Source organism: Agromyces mediolanus (assembly GCF_023715325.1).
Lineage (GTDB): Bacteria > Actinomycetota > Actinomycetes > Actinomycetales > Microbacteriaceae > Agromyces > Agromyces mediolanus_A.
This window is the reverse complement of the sequence record NZ_JAMBNX010000013.1, coordinates 1-15,108: the sequence shown is the minus strand read 5'-3', so window position 1 is coordinate 15,108 and position 15,108 is coordinate 1. Positions and strand designations below refer to the sequence as shown.

Annotated in this window: 13 protein-coding genes; 5 read left to right on the top strand and 8 right to left on the bottom strand. The window is 71.4% G+C overall.

The features are described 5' to 3' along the window. Positions 1-435: 435 nt before the first annotated feature. Positions 436-1,479: an ADP-ribosylglycohydrolase family protein gene (locus M3147_RS17770; protein ID WP_251204748.1), complete on the bottom strand. Its 1,044-nt coding sequence runs from the start codon at positions 1,477-1,479 to the stop codon at positions 436-438. Beyond that, entirely contained in the window at positions 1,469-2,476 is a 1,008-nt protein-coding gene (locus M3147_RS17765; RefSeq protein ID WP_251204747.1) for an ADP-ribosylglycohydrolase family protein, read from the bottom strand. The genes M3147_RS17770 and M3147_RS17765 overlap by 11 nt, the downstream gene beginning before the upstream one ends. 159 nt (positions 2,477-2,635) lie before the next feature. On the opposite strand from M3147_RS17765, the gene M3147_RS17760 reads away from it, so the two are divergent. From M3147_RS17760 to M3147_RS17745, 4 genes are read left to right on the top strand one after another with little or no spacing between them, the layout of a single operon-like run. Then, a complete protein-coding gene (locus tag M3147_RS17760) occupies positions 2,636-3,661 on the top strand; it encodes a LacI family DNA-binding transcriptional regulator (RefSeq protein WP_251204746.1) in 1,026 nt (341 codons plus the stop codon). 3 nt (positions 3,662-3,664) lie between these two features. Next, complete coding sequence (locus tag M3147_RS17755; RefSeq protein WP_251204745.1) at positions 3,665-5,014, top strand: ABC transporter substrate-binding protein; 1,350 nt, start codon at positions 3,665-3,667, stop codon at positions 5,012-5,014. Continuing rightward, complete coding sequence (locus tag M3147_RS17750) at positions 5,011-5,934, top strand: carbohydrate ABC transporter permease (protein WP_251204744.1); 924 nt, start codon at positions 5,011-5,013, stop codon at positions 5,932-5,934. The genes M3147_RS17755 and M3147_RS17750 overlap by 4 nt, the downstream gene beginning before the upstream one ends. Beyond that, the gene (locus M3147_RS17745; RefSeq protein ID WP_251204808.1) at positions 5,931-6,851 is read left to right on the top strand and encodes a carbohydrate ABC transporter permease; all 921 of its coding nucleotides are present in this window, start codon (positions 5,931-5,933) and stop codon (positions 6,849-6,851) included. Before M3147_RS17750 ends, M3147_RS17745 begins: the two co-directional genes overlap by 4 nt. Before the next feature lie 529 nt (positions 6,852-7,380). On the opposite strand, the gene mnhG is transcribed toward M3147_RS17745, so the two are convergent. From mnhG to M3147_RS17715, 6 genes are read right to left on the bottom strand one after another with little or no spacing between them, the layout of a single operon-like run. Next, positions 7,381-7,728, bottom strand: coding sequence for a monovalent cation/H(+) antiporter subunit G (gene mnhG, locus M3147_RS17740; RefSeq protein WP_230763789.1), 348 nt, complete (start codon positions 7,726-7,728; stop codon positions 7,381-7,383). Beyond that, positions 7,725-7,997 (bottom strand): monovalent cation/H+ antiporter complex subunit F, encoded by a 273-nt coding sequence (locus tag M3147_RS17735; protein WP_251204743.1) that lies wholly within the window; start codon positions 7,995-7,997, stop codon positions 7,725-7,727. The genes mnhG and M3147_RS17735 overlap by 4 nt, the downstream gene beginning before the upstream one ends. After that, complete coding sequence (locus M3147_RS17730) at positions 7,994-8,632, bottom strand: Na+/H+ antiporter subunit E (RefSeq protein WP_251204742.1); 639 nt, start codon at positions 8,630-8,632, stop codon at positions 7,994-7,996. The genes M3147_RS17735 and M3147_RS17730 overlap by 4 nt, the downstream gene beginning before the upstream one ends. After that, positions 8,629-10,221, bottom strand: coding sequence for a Na+/H+ antiporter subunit D (locus M3147_RS17725; protein WP_251204741.1), 1,593 nt, complete (start codon positions 10,219-10,221; stop codon positions 8,629-8,631). Before M3147_RS17725 ends, M3147_RS17730 begins: the two co-directional genes overlap by 4 nt. Beyond that, on the bottom strand, positions 10,218-10,703 hold the full coding sequence (locus M3147_RS17720) for an NADH-quinone oxidoreductase subunit K (RefSeq protein WP_251204740.1): 486 nt from the start codon (positions 10,701-10,703) through the stop codon (positions 10,218-10,220). The genes M3147_RS17725 and M3147_RS17720 overlap by 4 nt, the downstream gene beginning before the upstream one ends. Next, positions 10,700-13,663, bottom strand: a complete 2,964-nt coding sequence (locus tag M3147_RS17715) for a Na+/H+ antiporter subunit A (protein ID WP_251204739.1) — start codon at positions 13,661-13,663, stop codon at positions 10,700-10,702. Before M3147_RS17715 ends, M3147_RS17720 begins: the two co-directional genes overlap by 4 nt. Positions 13,664-13,774: 111 nt before the next feature. Between M3147_RS17715 and M3147_RS17710 the strand changes: the two genes are divergently transcribed. Then, entirely contained in the window at positions 13,775-14,995 is a 1,221-nt protein-coding gene (locus M3147_RS17710; protein ID WP_251204738.1) for an ATP-binding protein, read from the top strand. The last annotated feature ends 113 nt before the right edge of the window (positions 14,996-15,108 follow it).

Below are 15,108 nucleotides of genomic sequence, written 5' to 3'. Positions count from 1 at the left end.
CGCCCCTCTCCCCGCCCGCCCTCCTTCCTGTACCCGCGCCCCGCGCCCCCGTGCCCCGCGAGGGGGTCGCTTTGCGACATCCGCACGCGGATCTCCTGGACGGAGCGCCGGAAAGTGACCCCGTGGTTTTGGAAGCGGGTTCGCGGGAGCGCGGGTTCAGCTGCGGGGTGCGGGGCGCGTTCCACCGCGGTGCCAATCCGTGAGGGGGTCGCTTTGCGACATCCGCACGCGGATCTCCTGGACGGAGCGCCGGAAAGTGACCCCGTGGTTCTGGAAGCGGGTTCGCGGATTCAGCTGCGGGGCGCGGGCACGTTCCCCCGCGGTGCCAATCCGCGAGGGGGTCGCTTTGCGACATCCGCACGCGGATGAACCGCGCGGGATGTCGGAAAGTGACCCCCTCGGGTTCTGAGAGTGGTTCGCGAGCGGGCCGGCGGGTCAGTTCGCCGCGCGGGCGGCGACGGATGCCTCGAGCTCGGCGGCGACGGCCGAGACGCGTTCCCCGGCGAGGGCCGGGTAGCAGACGCCCTCGACGCGGTCCACAGCTGCGGGCCAGGCCGCGCCGAACACGGCGGACCCGTGCGCAGCCCCGAGCAACGCCCCCACGAAAGCGGGCACGCTGTCGGACTCGCGGGCGAACAGGGTCGCATCCGCGAGCGCCTGCTCGGGCCGCTCGCCGTCGGCGCGCAGCAGCAGGAACGCGATCGGCAGCGTCTCGGGCGCGCTGCCCGGCTGGCTGTAGCGGCGCGGGTTCAGCTCGGCGAGGAGGCGCGGCAGCTCCAGGAGCACGGAGGACGGGGCCAGCCGGGCGGCGGCGCGGAAGCCCTCGGCGAGCCAGGAGTCGGCGGGCACGAGCGTCTCGGCGTCGTCGAGCGCCTGGGCGATCGGCGCGCCGACGGCGAGCGCCGCGATTGCGGAGGCCATGCAGGCCGCGGCCCATACGCCGTCGCGGGCGTGGGTGATCGAGGCCCACTCGGTGGCGGCCGCGGCGGCGGCGGCCGGGTCGCCCGCGTGGAACAGCCCCCAGACGACGCCGGCGGCGACGGCGCTGTCCGAGGCGTCCGCGGGGCCATCATTGCCGGTCACCGGGGGAACGAGGCCGCGCTCGGCGTTGATGATGGCCGAGCGCTCGGCGATGCCGGTCCAGACGTCGTCGCCCGCCGTGAGGCGGCGCCATTCGGCGAAGCGGCGCGTCGAGGCATCCGCCGCTCCCGCCGTCGCCAGCGCGATGCGCGCCGCGAGCACCGCGGTCTCGGTGTCGTCCGTGGGCGCCAGCCGCGCACCGTCGACCGTCGTCGCGTCGAAGGGGAGCAGCGGCTTCGCGACCCGAGCCTCGTCGAGCTCGGCCGAGCCCGCCCAGAGCCGGCCGCGCACCCAGGGCGAGCGCACGGCGCGGTGGTAGTCGGCGGCGAGCCCGACGGCGTCGCCGACGGCGAGTCCGAGGAGGGCGCCGTGGATGCGGTCTGCGCGGTCAGCCGACACTGGAAGTCCTTTCGTCAGCAGGGGCGGCAGCGGCGGGCGACCGCTCGAAGAGGCCGTCGGCCAGCTCGAGGAGATCGGTTCCGGCGGTCGCGAGGATGCAGCGGCCGTGCACGCGCACGACCTGCTCGCGCCACTCGACCGGCATCGCCTCGAAGCCGCACATCGCGCCGGCCAGCGCGCCGTTCATGGCGGCGATCGTGTCCGAGTCGCGGCCGATGTTCACCGAGGCGATGACGGCATCGACGAAGTCGCCCTTCGCCGCCTCGTAGAGGCCCATCGCGAGGGCGAGCGCCTCCGGGGCGGCGTCGGCCCAGGGGTAGTGGAAGAGCGAGATCTCGCGGTAGAGCTCCGGCGCGGCATCCTCGGCCCGTTCGTAACGGGCGCCGATGGCGAGCGCGCGGGCGACGAGGCGTCCGGTCCAGGAGTCGGCCGGCAGCGCCGTGACGACCGCGTCGACGACCTCGCGGTGCGAGTCCGCGACGAGCGCGGTGGCGACGCCGGCGGCGACGGCCTCGGCGGCGTAGACGCCGTCGACGGCGTGGCTGACGCTCGCGTCGATGCGGGCGAGGCGGCGCGCCTCGGCGGGGTCGCCGGCGGCGAGGATGCCGATGGGAGCCACGCGCATGGCGGCACCGTCGCTCCACCGCTCGTAGTTGCGGAGGCCGGTGGCGGGCGGGCGGAGGCCCGCGGCGAGGTTCGCGATCGCGACCATCTCGCTGAAACCGGCACCGGCGAAGCCGCCCTGCTGCTCGGCGACGGCGGCCGTCCACGTGGCGGCGACGTCGTCGGCGGTGAGTTCGAAGCCGTGCGCGAGGAGCGACTGTCCGGTGAGCACGGCGTACTCGGTGTCGTCGGTGCCGGCGGCGCCCGGCAGCAGCCCGGTGACCCGGCCGAAGTGCCGGGCGATCTCGTCGATGGTCATGCCCTCGGTGGGCGCCCCCATGGCATCGCCGATGGCGAGACCGATGAGTGCGCCGCGAGCTCGATCGCGGCTCATCCGTTTCCACATCGTTTTGCGTGCATGCTGGCCACTATAGGCGACCGACTCGCGCTGTCTAGTCCCGAATTTCCCGGGCGCATTGACAAGCGACCGAAGATGACGGATGCTTGCTCTCGTCAATCACGCAAAACGTTATGCGGACAGGGAGGTCGGCACGTGACGCAGAAGTCCGGCATCGCCGCGGTCGCCGAGACCGCCGGGGTGAGCGTTTCGACCGTCTCGCAGGTGCTGAGCGGCAACCGCCCCGTCAGCGACGCGACCCGCGCCCGGGTGAACGCGGCCATCGCCGAGCTCGGCTACACGCCGCATCCCGGTGCCCGCAGCCTGCGCAGCCGCCGCACCGAGTCGATCGCCCTCCTCGTGCCCGACATCACGAACCCGTTCTACCCGCTCGTCGCCGTCGGCATGCAGGACGTGCTGCTCCCCGCCGGCTACCTGCTCTCGATCCTCGACGCCGGCAGCCAGTCGGGCACCGGGCGCCTCCTGGGCCACGTGCTCGAGCGCCGCTTCGACGGCATCGCACTGCACATCGACGGGCTCTCCGACGCCGACCGGGCCCGCCTCGCGGACTCCGGCACCCGCGTCGTCGCCCTCGGCCGCGACATCGGCATCGAGGGCAGCGACTACGTCGAGTCCGACGACGCCGGCGGATTCGCGAAGCTCGGCGAGCACCTGCTCGCCACCGGCCGACGCCGGATCGGCTTCATCGGCGGCGAAGCCGAGTCCGACCCCTCGCGGCTGCGCCTCGGCGGCCTCCGCCAGGCGTTCGCCGCCGCCGGCACCGAATTCGCCGACGCAGCGACCGTCTTCACCAGCTTCACCCGCGACGGCGGGCGCGACGGCGTCGAGGCGCTCTACGCCCGCCGCGACGACTGGGACGCGATCGTCTGCGCGAACGACCTCATCGCCATCGGCGCGATGGACGAGCTCCGCCGCCGCGGCCTCAGCATCCCCGACGACGTCGCGGTGAGCGGCTACGACGACATCGACGCCGCCGCCCTCGTGCACCCCAGCCTCACCACCGTGGAGAACCCCGCCCGCGAGATCGGCCGCACCGCAGCCCGACTCCTGCTCACCCGGCTCGCCGGCGACGGCGACGACGCCCCGACGCAGCACATCACGCTGTCGACCCGGCTCGTCGTGCGCGACTCCACGACCTCCCCCATCCCCCAGGAAAGGTAAGCAATGCACCAGAAGTCGAAGCGTTGGGGCGCCGCAGTGGCCCTCATCGCCGCCGGTGGCCTCCTCGCCGGCTGCGCCTCGTCCGGCTCGTCCGGCGACGTCACCTACTGGTCGGCCTTCGTCTCGAAGGACACCGAGCGCTACTACCAGGAGCACTACGTCGACGCGTTCAACGAACAGTCCGACGACGCGAAGGTGAAGATGGAGGTGAAGCAGCTGCAGAACCTGGGCTCGCTCACCGACACCGCCTTCTCCGCCGGCCGCGGCGCCGACGTCGTCTACTCCGCCGGCCCCTCGAGTGCCCTCGGCTTCGCCTCGGCGAAGCGCATCGACGCGCTCGACGACTACGCCGCCGAGTACGGCTGGGCCGACAAGCTCCAGCCCTGGGCCTACCAGGCGAGCCAGGTCGACGGCACCCTCTACTCGGTGCCGGTCGAGTACGGCTCGATCGTCATGTACTACAATCCGGGCGTCTTCGAGGAGCACGGCTGGACCGTGCCGACCACGCTCGCCGAATTCGAGCAGGTCGCCACCGAGGCGCAGGCCGCCGGCATGATGCCGGTCGGCGCGGGCAACAGCGGCTACCAGGCGCAGAGCGAGTGGTACCTCTCCGCGTTCCTGAACATGGCCGTCGGGCCCGAGAAGCTGTACCAGGCGCTCACCGGCGAGGCGAAGTTCACCGACCCCGAGTTCGTCGACGCGATCACGCTGTTCCAGCAGCAGATCGACAAGAAGTGGTGGGGCGGCGGCAAGGACCGCTGGTTCACGAACACCGACACCGACCTGTTCACCGGGCTCGCCGACGGCACCGTCGCGATGTACATCACCGGCACCTGGTCGTTCGGCGACGCGGGCCGTTACTTCGGCGAGGCGGCCGGCAACGACGCCGAGTGGGACTGGGCGCCGCTGCCGTCGCTGAGCGACGACGTCGCCCCCGGCGTCTACCCGATGGCCATCGGCACCTCGCTCTCGGTGAACTCCGCGTCGAAGCAGGCGGATGCCGCGGCCGAGTACATCGACTTCGTGATCGACGACCCGGCGCGCTCGTACGACTACCTCGCCGCGACCGGCCAGAACCCGCCGCCGCTCAGCGACATCGCCTCGATGCCCGACACCGTCGACGAGCGATCGGCGCGCCTCTACACGGACGCCCCCGAGAGCGGGAACCTCGGCTACGCGAGCTGGACGTTCTTCCCCGCGGCGACCGACACCTACCTGTGGTCGGAGTTCGACAAGATCATCACGGGCGACCTCACCCCGCAGGCGTACCTCGAGGGCCTGCAGAAGGTCTTCGACGGCGAGCTCGCCGCCGGCAAGGTGATCACGCCCTTCGAGCCGGTTCCGGGCGCGTGACCTCCGCGACCGCCAGGATCGGGGCGGGGCCGGCCGTGCGCCGGCCCCGCCACCGGCGTCGCCTCGTGGCGTGGCTCTTCATCGCGCCGCTCGCGATCGTCAATCTGCTCGTGATCGGCGGTCCGGGGCTCTCCTCCCTGCTGTTCTCCTTCACCGACTGGGACGGCCTCGGCCAGGCCAACTTCGTCGGCATCGACAACTACGTCGAACTGTTCCAGAGCCCGAACGTGCTGGCCGCGATCTGGCACAACCTGCTCTGGACGCTCTTCTTCCTGATCGTGCCGATCAGCATGGCCCTGCTCGGGGCGTTCCTGCTCTCGCGGCTCCGCCGCGGCCAGGTGCTGTTCCGCACCCTGTACTTCATCCCGTACGTGCTCGCGACGATCGTGTCGGCCACCGTCTGGCGGCAGATCCTCAGCCCGGACGCCGGCATCGGCGCCGCGCTCGCGAACCTCGGCTTCGACGGCCTCGCCGGCGTGAACTTCCTCGGCGACCCGAGCCTCGCGCTCGGCTCCGTCGCGTTCGTCAACAACTGGCAGTGGTGGGGCTTCCTGCTCGTGCTCTTCCTCGCCGCGATGCAGGGGGTCAACCCGGCGCTCTACGAGGCGGCCCGGCTCGACGGCGCGAACGCGTGGCGGGAGTTCTGGCACATTACGCTGCCCGGCATCCGGCCCACCCTGATGTTCCTCGTGCTGATGACCGTGATCTGGTCGTTCCTCGTCTTCGACTACGTCTACATCCTGACCCAGGGCGGCCCAGCCGGCTCGAGCGACGTCCTCGCGACCGTGCTCTACCGCACGGCCTTCTCGGAGCAGCGTGCGGGCTACGCCTCGGCCATGGCCATGCTGCTCTCCTCGATCAGTGCGGTCGTCGTCGCCGGCTACCTCATCCTCCGCAAGAAGCTCGATTGGGACGTGTGATCCGCGTGCAGACCGACACCCTCGCCGCCCCCGCCGCCTCGCGGCGTGCGGCTCGCGCCGCCGCGCGGCCCCCGCGCCGCGCCGGCTTCCGCCCGGACCACCGCCCTCGACGGCCGTTCAGCGTGCTCATCCTCGTGGTGCTCGCGTTCTACGCGACCGGCCCGCTCGCCGTGTTCGTCTTCAACTCGCTGAAGTCGCCCGCCGAGATCAGCCGTTCGCCGATCGGCCTGCCGAGCGAATGGCGCTGGGAGAACTTCGCCACCGCCTTCGAGGACGCGAACATGGGCCAGGGGCTCCTGAACAGCGCGATCATCGCGGTCAGCACGGCGCTCGGCGTCTGCGTGATCGCGAGCATGGCGGCGTACGCGATGACCCGGCTCGAGCTGCCCGGCAAGAGCGCCTGGATCCTCTACATCCTGGTGTCCACCTCGGTGCCGATCCAGCTGTTCCTCGTGCCGCTGCTGTCCTGGTGGTCGACGCTCGGGCTCTACAACACCCAGTTCGGGCTCATCGTCATCTACTGGGCCGTGTACTCGCCGTTCGCGACGATGCTGCTGCGCTCGTTCCTGCTGACCATCCCGAAGGAGTACGAGGAGGCGGCCCGCCTCGACGGCGCCGGCGAGTGGCGCCTGTTCACGCGGGTGATGGTGCCGATGATCTGGCCCGGCATGCTGACCGTCGCGCTCGTCGCCGGGCTGCAGGCGTACAACGAGTTCCTGCTCGCGGTGACGTTCATCCAGGACAGCCAGCTGCTGCCGGTGTCGCTCTCGCTGTACTCGTTCCAGCAGTCGTACGCCGTGGACTGGTCGCTCGTGAGCGCGGCCGGGCTCATCATGGCCGCGCCGGTGATCGTGGTGTTTCTGCTGCTGCAGCGCCGCTTCATCGAGGGCTACACGCAGGGCGGGCTCGCGAACTAGCGGGTGCGCGGGGTGCGCGCCGGGCGCGCGGGCCCCGGCCTCCCGGCGCGCGGGCCCCGGCCCTCCCGACGCGCGGGCCCCGGCCCTCCCGACCTCGAGGGGGTCGCTTTCCGGCGTCCGAATGGGGAATCACCCAACGGGATGTCGGAAAGCGACCCCCTCGATGGGTGGACGGGCTCGTGCACCCGGGGTACGGCCACGGATGCGGTGCCGGGCGTGTCGCTCCGAGGCGCGGGGGCGGTGCGATGCCCGCGCGCTACCCGGGCGCCCCTGCCCCTTGCCGCCTGCCACCCGCCCCTTGCGTCCTGCTCCCTGCTCCCTGCTCCCTGCTCCCTGCTCCCTGCTCCCTGCTCCCTGCTCCCTGCTCCCTGCTCCCTGCTCGCTGCTCGCCGAGGGGGTCGCTTTGCGGCATCCGAATGGGGAATCACCCAACGGGATGTCGCAAAGCGACCCCCTCGGCGGTCGGCCGGGCCGGGCGGCCGGCCCGGGCGGGCCGGCGGGCCGCGCGGGCGCGCGGGCGAGCCCGCGCTCAGTCCTTCGCGTGCTCCTCGATGTCGCGGCCGAGCTCGTCCTCGATGAGCACGTCGCGCCGCACGTGGTCGGTGCGGTAGGCGCTGCGGCCGAGCATGTGCGCGGTCATCGGCTGGGTGAGCAGCTGGAACGTCATGATCAGGATGACGGTCGTCAGCACGCCCCACGTGGGCACCCGCAGCACGATCGCGAGCAGCACCGCGGCGAGGCCGAACACCTGCGGCTTCGTGGCGGCGTGCAGCCGCGTGAGCACGTCGGGGAAGCGGACGATGCCGATGCCGGCCGCCATCGAGAGGAACGCACTCACGAGCACGAGCAGGCCGACGGCGATGTCCGCGGCGTTCACGAGGCGTCCTGCTTCGCCATGAACCGGGCGATCGAGATCGAGCCGACGACCGCGAACATCGCAAGTACGAGCAGCACCACGAGCGTGTCGGTGTGCCGGTTGATCGCCATCTCGGCACCGAGGGCGCAGATCGCGATGGCGAGCAGCACGTCGGTGGCGAGCGCGCGGTCGAGGATCGAGGGACCGCGGATGATCCGGTAGACCGCCGCGATGGCGCCGATGCCGAACATCAGCCCGGCGACGATGGAGACGATGGTGAGGAAGGTCATGCGTCCTCCTTCGGGGTGTGGTCGTGCGGGGTCCCGGCCGGCGGGCGGCCGGCGCGGCCGGCGCGTTCGGCGCGGCGGGCCTTGCGGGCGAGCCGCACGTCGACCGCCTGCTGGTGGGTGCCCATCGCGAGCACGATGCGCTCCTCGGTGCCGAGCACCTGGCGCTTGACACGCTCGACGTCGGCGTGGGTGCGGGTGCCGAGCGCGTGGAGGTAGAGCAGGCCCCGCTCGCGGTCGATGTCGACCACGACGGTGCCGGGCACCACGGAGATCGCCTCGGCGGTCAGCGTGGTCACGAGGTCGCTGCGGGTGAGCAGCTGCACGGCGATGATCGCGTTCGACGGCTTCCACCACGGGGCGACCGCGAGGAACGCGACCTGCAGCGAGGCGAAGCCCACATCGAACATCATGCGGAGGCCGAGCAGCAGGCCGCGCCAGGGGTTGAACCGGCCCGAGAGCAGCACGGGCGGCAGGTAGAGCGCCCGCGTCACCGTGATGGCGAGCACGACGCCGCTGACGACGGTGAGCACGTCGATGTGGTCCCAGAGCATCACCCAGAGCAGCACGAGCACGATGAGCAACGGCAGCTGCCGCCACACCGCACCCCAGCGCGACACATCGTGGGCCTGGCTCATCGCACGCCTCCCGGGAAGACGAGGCCGATGTACACGCTCGGGTCGACGAGGTCGGCCGCGGTGCGCCCGGCGAGGTCGAAGAGCGGGCCGGCGAAGACGGTGAGGAGCACGGTGATCGCGACGAGCGCCGTCGTCACGACGACCATCGGCACGGGCGTGGTGCGGGTCGCGACCGCCGTGTCGCCGCTGCCCTCCCACTCGAGCACCGAGTTCAGCAGGGGCGAGTCGTAGCCCTCGACCTCGTCGCGGTCGCGCCAGAACGCCATGTTCCAGAAGCGGGTGAGCGCGTACAGCGTGATGAGCGAGGTCGCGGCGCCGGCGGCGATCACGGTCCAGGTGAGCCACGCCGGGCCCCCGACGGACTCCGGCGCGCCCTCGGCGCCCGCGATGAAGAGGCCCAGCTTGCCGAGGAAGCCCGAGAACGGCGGGATGCCGCCGAGGTTCAGGGCGGGGATGAAGAACAGGATGGCGAGCAGGGGCGACGCCTTGAGCAGTCCCGCGAGCCGATTGATCGAGGTGGAGCCGCCGAACCGCTCGATGAGCCCGGTGGTGAGGAACAGCGCCGTCTGCACGGTGATGTGGTGCACGACGTAGTAGATGGTCGCGGCGAGGCCGAGCTCGGTGGCGAGCCCGATGCCGAAGATCATGTAGCCGATGTGGCTCACGAGGGTGAACGACAGGAGCCGTTTGATGTCGGCCTGGGTGAGCGCACCGAGGATGCCCACGAGCATGGTGAGCCCACCGATGACGAGCAGCAGGGTCGAGACGTCGCTCTCCTGGAAGATCACCGTCTCGGTGCGGATGATCGCGTAGACGCCGACCTTCGTGAGCAGGCCCGCGAACACGGCGGTGACGGGCGCCGGCGCGGTCGGGTACGAGTCGGGCAGCCAGAACGACAGAGGGAAGACCGCGGCTTTGATGCCGAAGGCGAGGAGGAGGAGCAGGTGCAGGATGAGCTGCACGCTGTCGGGCAGCTCGGCGATGCGCACCGAGAGCTGGGCGATGTTCGCCGTGCCCGTGGCGCCGTAGATGAGCGCGATCGCGGAGAGGAAGAACAGCGAGGAGACGAGGCTCACGAGGATGTAGGTGACGCCCGCGCGGATGCGTTCGCCGGTGCCGCCGAGGGTCAGCAGCACATAGCTCGCCGAGAGCAGGATCTCGAAGCCCACGTAGAGGTTGAAGAGGTCGCCCGCGATGAAGGCGTTGAAGACCCCCGCCGACAGGATCAGGTACGCGGGGTGGAAGATCGACACCGGCGTCTCGCGATGCCGGTCGGCGACGCCCTGGCTCACGGCGTAGACGAGCACGCCCAGCAGCACGATCGCCGAGATGAGCAGCATGATCGCCGCGAGCCGGTCGACGACGAGCGAGATGCCGAACGGCGGCTCCCAGCCGCCGACCTGCACGACGACGCCCGCCCCGCTCGCGTCGACCGTGGCGAGCAGCACGGCGGAGATCACGGCGACGGCGGCGAGCACGCTCGCCGAGACGGCCATCTGGGCGCGCCGGTGCCGACCGAGCACGAGGGTGACGGCCGCGCCGAGCAGTGGCAGCAGCACGACGAGGGGCACGAGGATCGCTGGGTTCACGGGCGCACCTCCTCATCGGGTCGTTCGGGGGACGGCTCGAATTCCTCGTCGCTCGCGTCGATGAGCTCCTGGATGGCGAGGTCGTCGGCCGCGGAGCTGCGGATGAGGCCCTCGACCTCCTCGGCCTCCTCTTCGAGATCGTCCTCGTCGTCGACCAGGTCGCCCTTCTCGCCCAGCCGGGCGAGCCACCAGGAGCGGTAGATGAGCGCGAGCATGAACGCGGTGATGCCGAGGTTGATGACGATCGCGGTGAGCACGAAGGCCTGCGGCACCGGGTCGGAGATGTCGTCGGCGGAGACGTCGTCGCCGAGCAGCGGGGCGAGCCCGGGGGCGCCGCTCATCAGGAAGATGAGGATGTTCACGGCGTTGCCGACGAGCAGGAAGCCGATGAGCACGCGGGTGAGGCTGCGCTCGAGCATGATCGTGATGCCCGCGCCGAAGAGCACGGCCATCAGCACCACGAGGGTCAGCGAGGCGGTCATGCGCGCACCTCCGTCTCGGCGTCGTTCTGTTCGAGCTCGTTCTCTTCCTGCTGGCGGTCCACCTCGGCGCCGAGCGACCGCAGGATGTCGAGCACGAGCCCGACGACGACGAGGTACACGCCGATGTCGAACAGGGTCGAGGTGCCGATCGAGATGGTGCCGAGCAGCGGAACCTCGGTCTCGAACCAGCTCGACTCGAAGACGGTGAGCCCGAAGAAGAGCGAGGAGGTCGCGGTGCCCGCCGCGAGCAGCAGGCCGGTGCCGAGCAGGTGCCCCGCGTCGACCGGGGCCGCCTCGCCGAGCTCGTAGCGCCCGCCCGCGAGATAGCGCGCGACGAGCGCGAGCCCGGCCAGCAGGCCGCCGGCGAACCCGCCGCCGGGCGCATTGTGGCCGACGAAGAGCAGGTACACCGAGACGACGATCGCGGGGTGGAAGAGGAGCCGCACCAGCACCTCGATGAGGATGGAGCGCCGGCGGGGCGACAGGGTGCGGCCGGCCAGCAGCCACGTCTGCCGCGTGGCCGCGGCTTCGGCTGCGGCATCCGACTCGCCCTCGACGTCGGCGAGACGCGGACGCGCGCCGCCGATGCTCGACGCCGTCTCGGGGACCGGGCGGAGCCGGTTGCGGCGGTCGGGTCGCTCGTCGAGGCGGGGCGCGCCGCCCGTGCGGCCGGAGATGAAGATGAGGCTCGCGACGCCGGTGGCCACCGCGACGAGCACGGAGATCTCGCCGAGGGTGTCCCACGCGCGCAGGTCGACGAGCATGACGTTCACGATGTTCGTGCCGTGCGCCTCGAGCGCGCGCTCGGCGAGGCCGTCGACGATGTCGGGGGCGGTGCGGGCGCCGAGGGCGATGAAGCCGATGACGCCCATGACGATGCCCGCGAGGGCACCGATGAGGGCGCGGCCGAGGCGGTGGACGGGCGGATGCGTCGTCGCGATCTGCTTCGGCAGGCGCCGCATGACGAGCACGAACACGACGAGCACGATCGTCTCGACGAGCGCCTGGGTGAGGGCGAGATCGGGCGCGCCCGACATGCCGAAGATGAGCACGAGGCCGTAGCCCGTGACGCTGACGAGGAGCACCGCCGTCATGCGCTGCTTCACGATCGCCGCCGCGATGGCGGCGATGCCCATGACGAGGGCGAGGAAGGGCTGCGCCGGATAGTCCCACAGTCGCACGCTGCCGGGCCAGGCGGTGTTCACGAGCGCCGAGACGCCGAGCCCGCCGATGAACACGAGCACGATCATGCCGAGGTAGCCGGGCAGGCCGCGGTGCTGGATGGCGGTGGTGACGGCTGCCGCGAAGCGGTCGATCGCCGAGACCACGCCGAGGTAGCCCCGGCCGGAGTCGATGAGCGGCGGCAGCGAGGCCTGCATGCGGGCGACCTTGGCGCGGCCCCAGACGAGGAGCGCGCCGAGGGCGAAGACGGCGAGGGAGAGCCAGAGCGCGGGCTCGAGGCCGTGCCAGATCGCGAGGTGGTACTCATCGGGGCCCGGCAGCCCGTCGGCGTAGCTCGTGTAGAGCGGCTCGATGGCGGTGACGGCGAAGGCGGCGACGACGCTCGCGGTGGCGAGCACGGCGGGGCTCGCCGCGACCATCGCCGGCTCGCGGTGGAGCGGGGTGGGCGCGCAGCCCGGCCGGGTCCAGAAGGCGCCCCACACGAAACGCACGCTGTACGCGACGGTGAGCACGGAGCCGAGGAACGCGAGCACGAGGGCGAGCCAGCCCCAGCCGGCCGCCGGCCCGCCGTCGGCGGTGGCGGTGCCGGCCTCGAGGAACGAGGTGAACACGCCCTCCTTCGCCACGAAGCCGAGCAGCGGCGGGAGGCCGGCCATCGAGGCTGCGGCGACGAAGCCGATGGTCGCCACCACCGGCATGCGGCGGCCGAGCCCGGAGAGCTTGCGCCAGTCGCGGGTGCCGGCCGCATGGTCGACGATGCCGACGACGAGGAAGAGCGCCGACTTGAACAGCGCGTGCGCGGTGAGCAGGGCGACGCCCGCCAGGGCCGCATCACGAGTGCCGAAGCCGGTGACGAGCACGAGGAAGCCGAGCTGACTCACCGTGCCGTGCGCCAGCAGCAGCTTGAGGTCGTACTGCCGCAGCGCGCGCCAGCCGCCGACGAGCATCGTGAAGCCGCCGAGCGCGATGACGATCGGATGCCACACCTCGAGCTCGGCGTAGCCGGGAGCGAGGCGGGCGACGAGGTAGATGCCGGCCTTCACCATCGCGGCGGCGTGCAGGTAGGCCGAGACCGGGGTCGGCGCGGCCATCGCGGCGGGCAGCCAGAAGTTGAACGGGACGAGCGCGCTCTTCGAGATGGCGCCGACGAGCACGAGCGCGATGCCCCACTCGCCGGCGACGCCGAGGACCGGGTTCGCGACGAGCTCCGCGATCGAGGTGGTGCCGCCCTCGACCGTCAGCAGCACGAGGCCGACGAGCATCGCGAGGCCGCCGAAGGTGGTCACGGTGAGCGCCTGCAGTGCGGCACCGCGGCTCTCGCGGCGGCCGGTGTAGTGACCGATGAGCAGGTAGGAGAGGACGCTCGTCGCCTCCCAGAACATGAACATCACGTAGACGTCGTCGGACGTGACGAGGCCGAGCATGACGCCGGCGAAGGCGAGGAGCAGCGCGGCGAAACGGCCGAGGGCCGGCTCGTCGTCGCGGAAGTACCAGGTGCAATACACGAGCACGAGGGCACCGACGCCGGTGACGACGAGGGCGAGCAGCAGCGCGAGCCCGTCGAGGCGGAAGGCGAGTGAGACGTCGAGCGCCTGAATCCACTCGACGCGCTCGGTGACGACGCCACCGGACACGATCTCGGGCAGCAGCGTGAGCAGCCAGCCGAAGACCGCCGCGGGCAGCAGGGCGATGACGAGGAAGACGCACCGGCCGATCAGCCTCGTCAACAGGGGCGTCAGCAGGGAGAGGGCGCCGAACACGACGAGGCTGAAGAGCATTCACCCTCCTCACGTCGCAATCGTCCGGGCTCCAGCGTACCGGATGCCTCGCAGGTTTAGCCAGTTTTATGCAATCTGGATAAACCATCCCAAACTCACTAAGATGCCTCCATGGACAGCGTCAGCAATCCGTACACTCCGAATGCGGGGGCGGCGCCGGAGGTCATGGTCGGCCGCGACGAGCAACTCGAGGCCTTCCGGGTGCTCCTTCAGCGGCTCGAACGGCATCGGACCGAGCAGTCGATGATCATCACGGGGCTACGCGGCGTCGGCAAGACGGTGCTGCTCGGCCGTTTCGGTGAGCTGGCCCGGGCCGCGCACTGGGAGGTCGTGGAGTTCGAGGCGAGCCGGCACGACGAGGCCCGGTTCCGTCAGCTGCTGTTCTCCCAGTTGAAGTCGACGCTGCTGCGCCTCTCGCCGCGCGCGCGGTGGACGGAGTGCGACCGCCGGGCCGCAGAGGTGCTGAGCGCGTTCGCCCTGCCGATGGTCAAGCCCGGGGCGTTCGGGCTGTCGTGGGACGTGGTCCCCGCCGAGGGCGCCGGCGATCACGGCGACCTCGGCATGGATCTCACCGACGTGCTGCTCGCCTTCGGGGAAGCCGCCGATGAACGCGGTCACGGCATCGCCCTCCTCGTCGACGAGGTGCAGTTCCTCGCCCGCACCCAGTTGGAGGCGCTCATCCAGGCGGTGCACAAGACCGTGCAGCGCAAGCTCCCGGTCGCCTTCGTCGGCGCCGGGCTGCCGCAGACGGTCGAGCTCGCCGGCGACGTCAAGGCGTACGCCGAGCGGTTGTTCAGCTTCTCGCACCTCGGGGTCCTGACGCGCGACGACGCCCGCCGCGCGCTCACGGAGCCCGCGCGGCTCGAGGGAGTGGAGTTCGACGACGACGCCCTCGAGCTCGCGCTCGAGCTCACTCACGGCTACCCGTGCTTCCTGCAGGAGCTGGGCGCGCAGGTCTGGAGTCTCGCCGAGGCGCCCCGGGTGCGCCGGGTCGACGTCGCGCTCGCCCGCGAGGCCTACGAGGCGAGGCTCGACGGCACCTTCTTCCGGGTGCGGCTCGACCGCATCACCCCGCTGCAGACCGCTTACCTCCGGGCGATGGCCGAGCTCGGGCCCGAACCGCAGAAGGCGGGCGACGTCGCCCGGGTCATGCACCGCGAGTCGACCCAGGTCGGCCCCACGCGGGCCGAACTCATCGACCTCGGCCTGCTCTACACCCCCGAGCACGGGTATGCGGCGTTCACCGCGCCAGACTTCGACGCCTTCCTGAAGCGGGCGATCCCCGAGCTCGTGGTCCCCGAGGTGCAGCGCCGCCCGCGCAAGCCCGACTGACCCCGCCCCCGCCCCCAAACCCGACTTGCCCAACTTTCATGAAAGTCGGGCAACCCTGTGGCAGATTCCGACTTGCCCAGCTTTCATGAAAGTTGGGCAAGTCGGAATCTGCC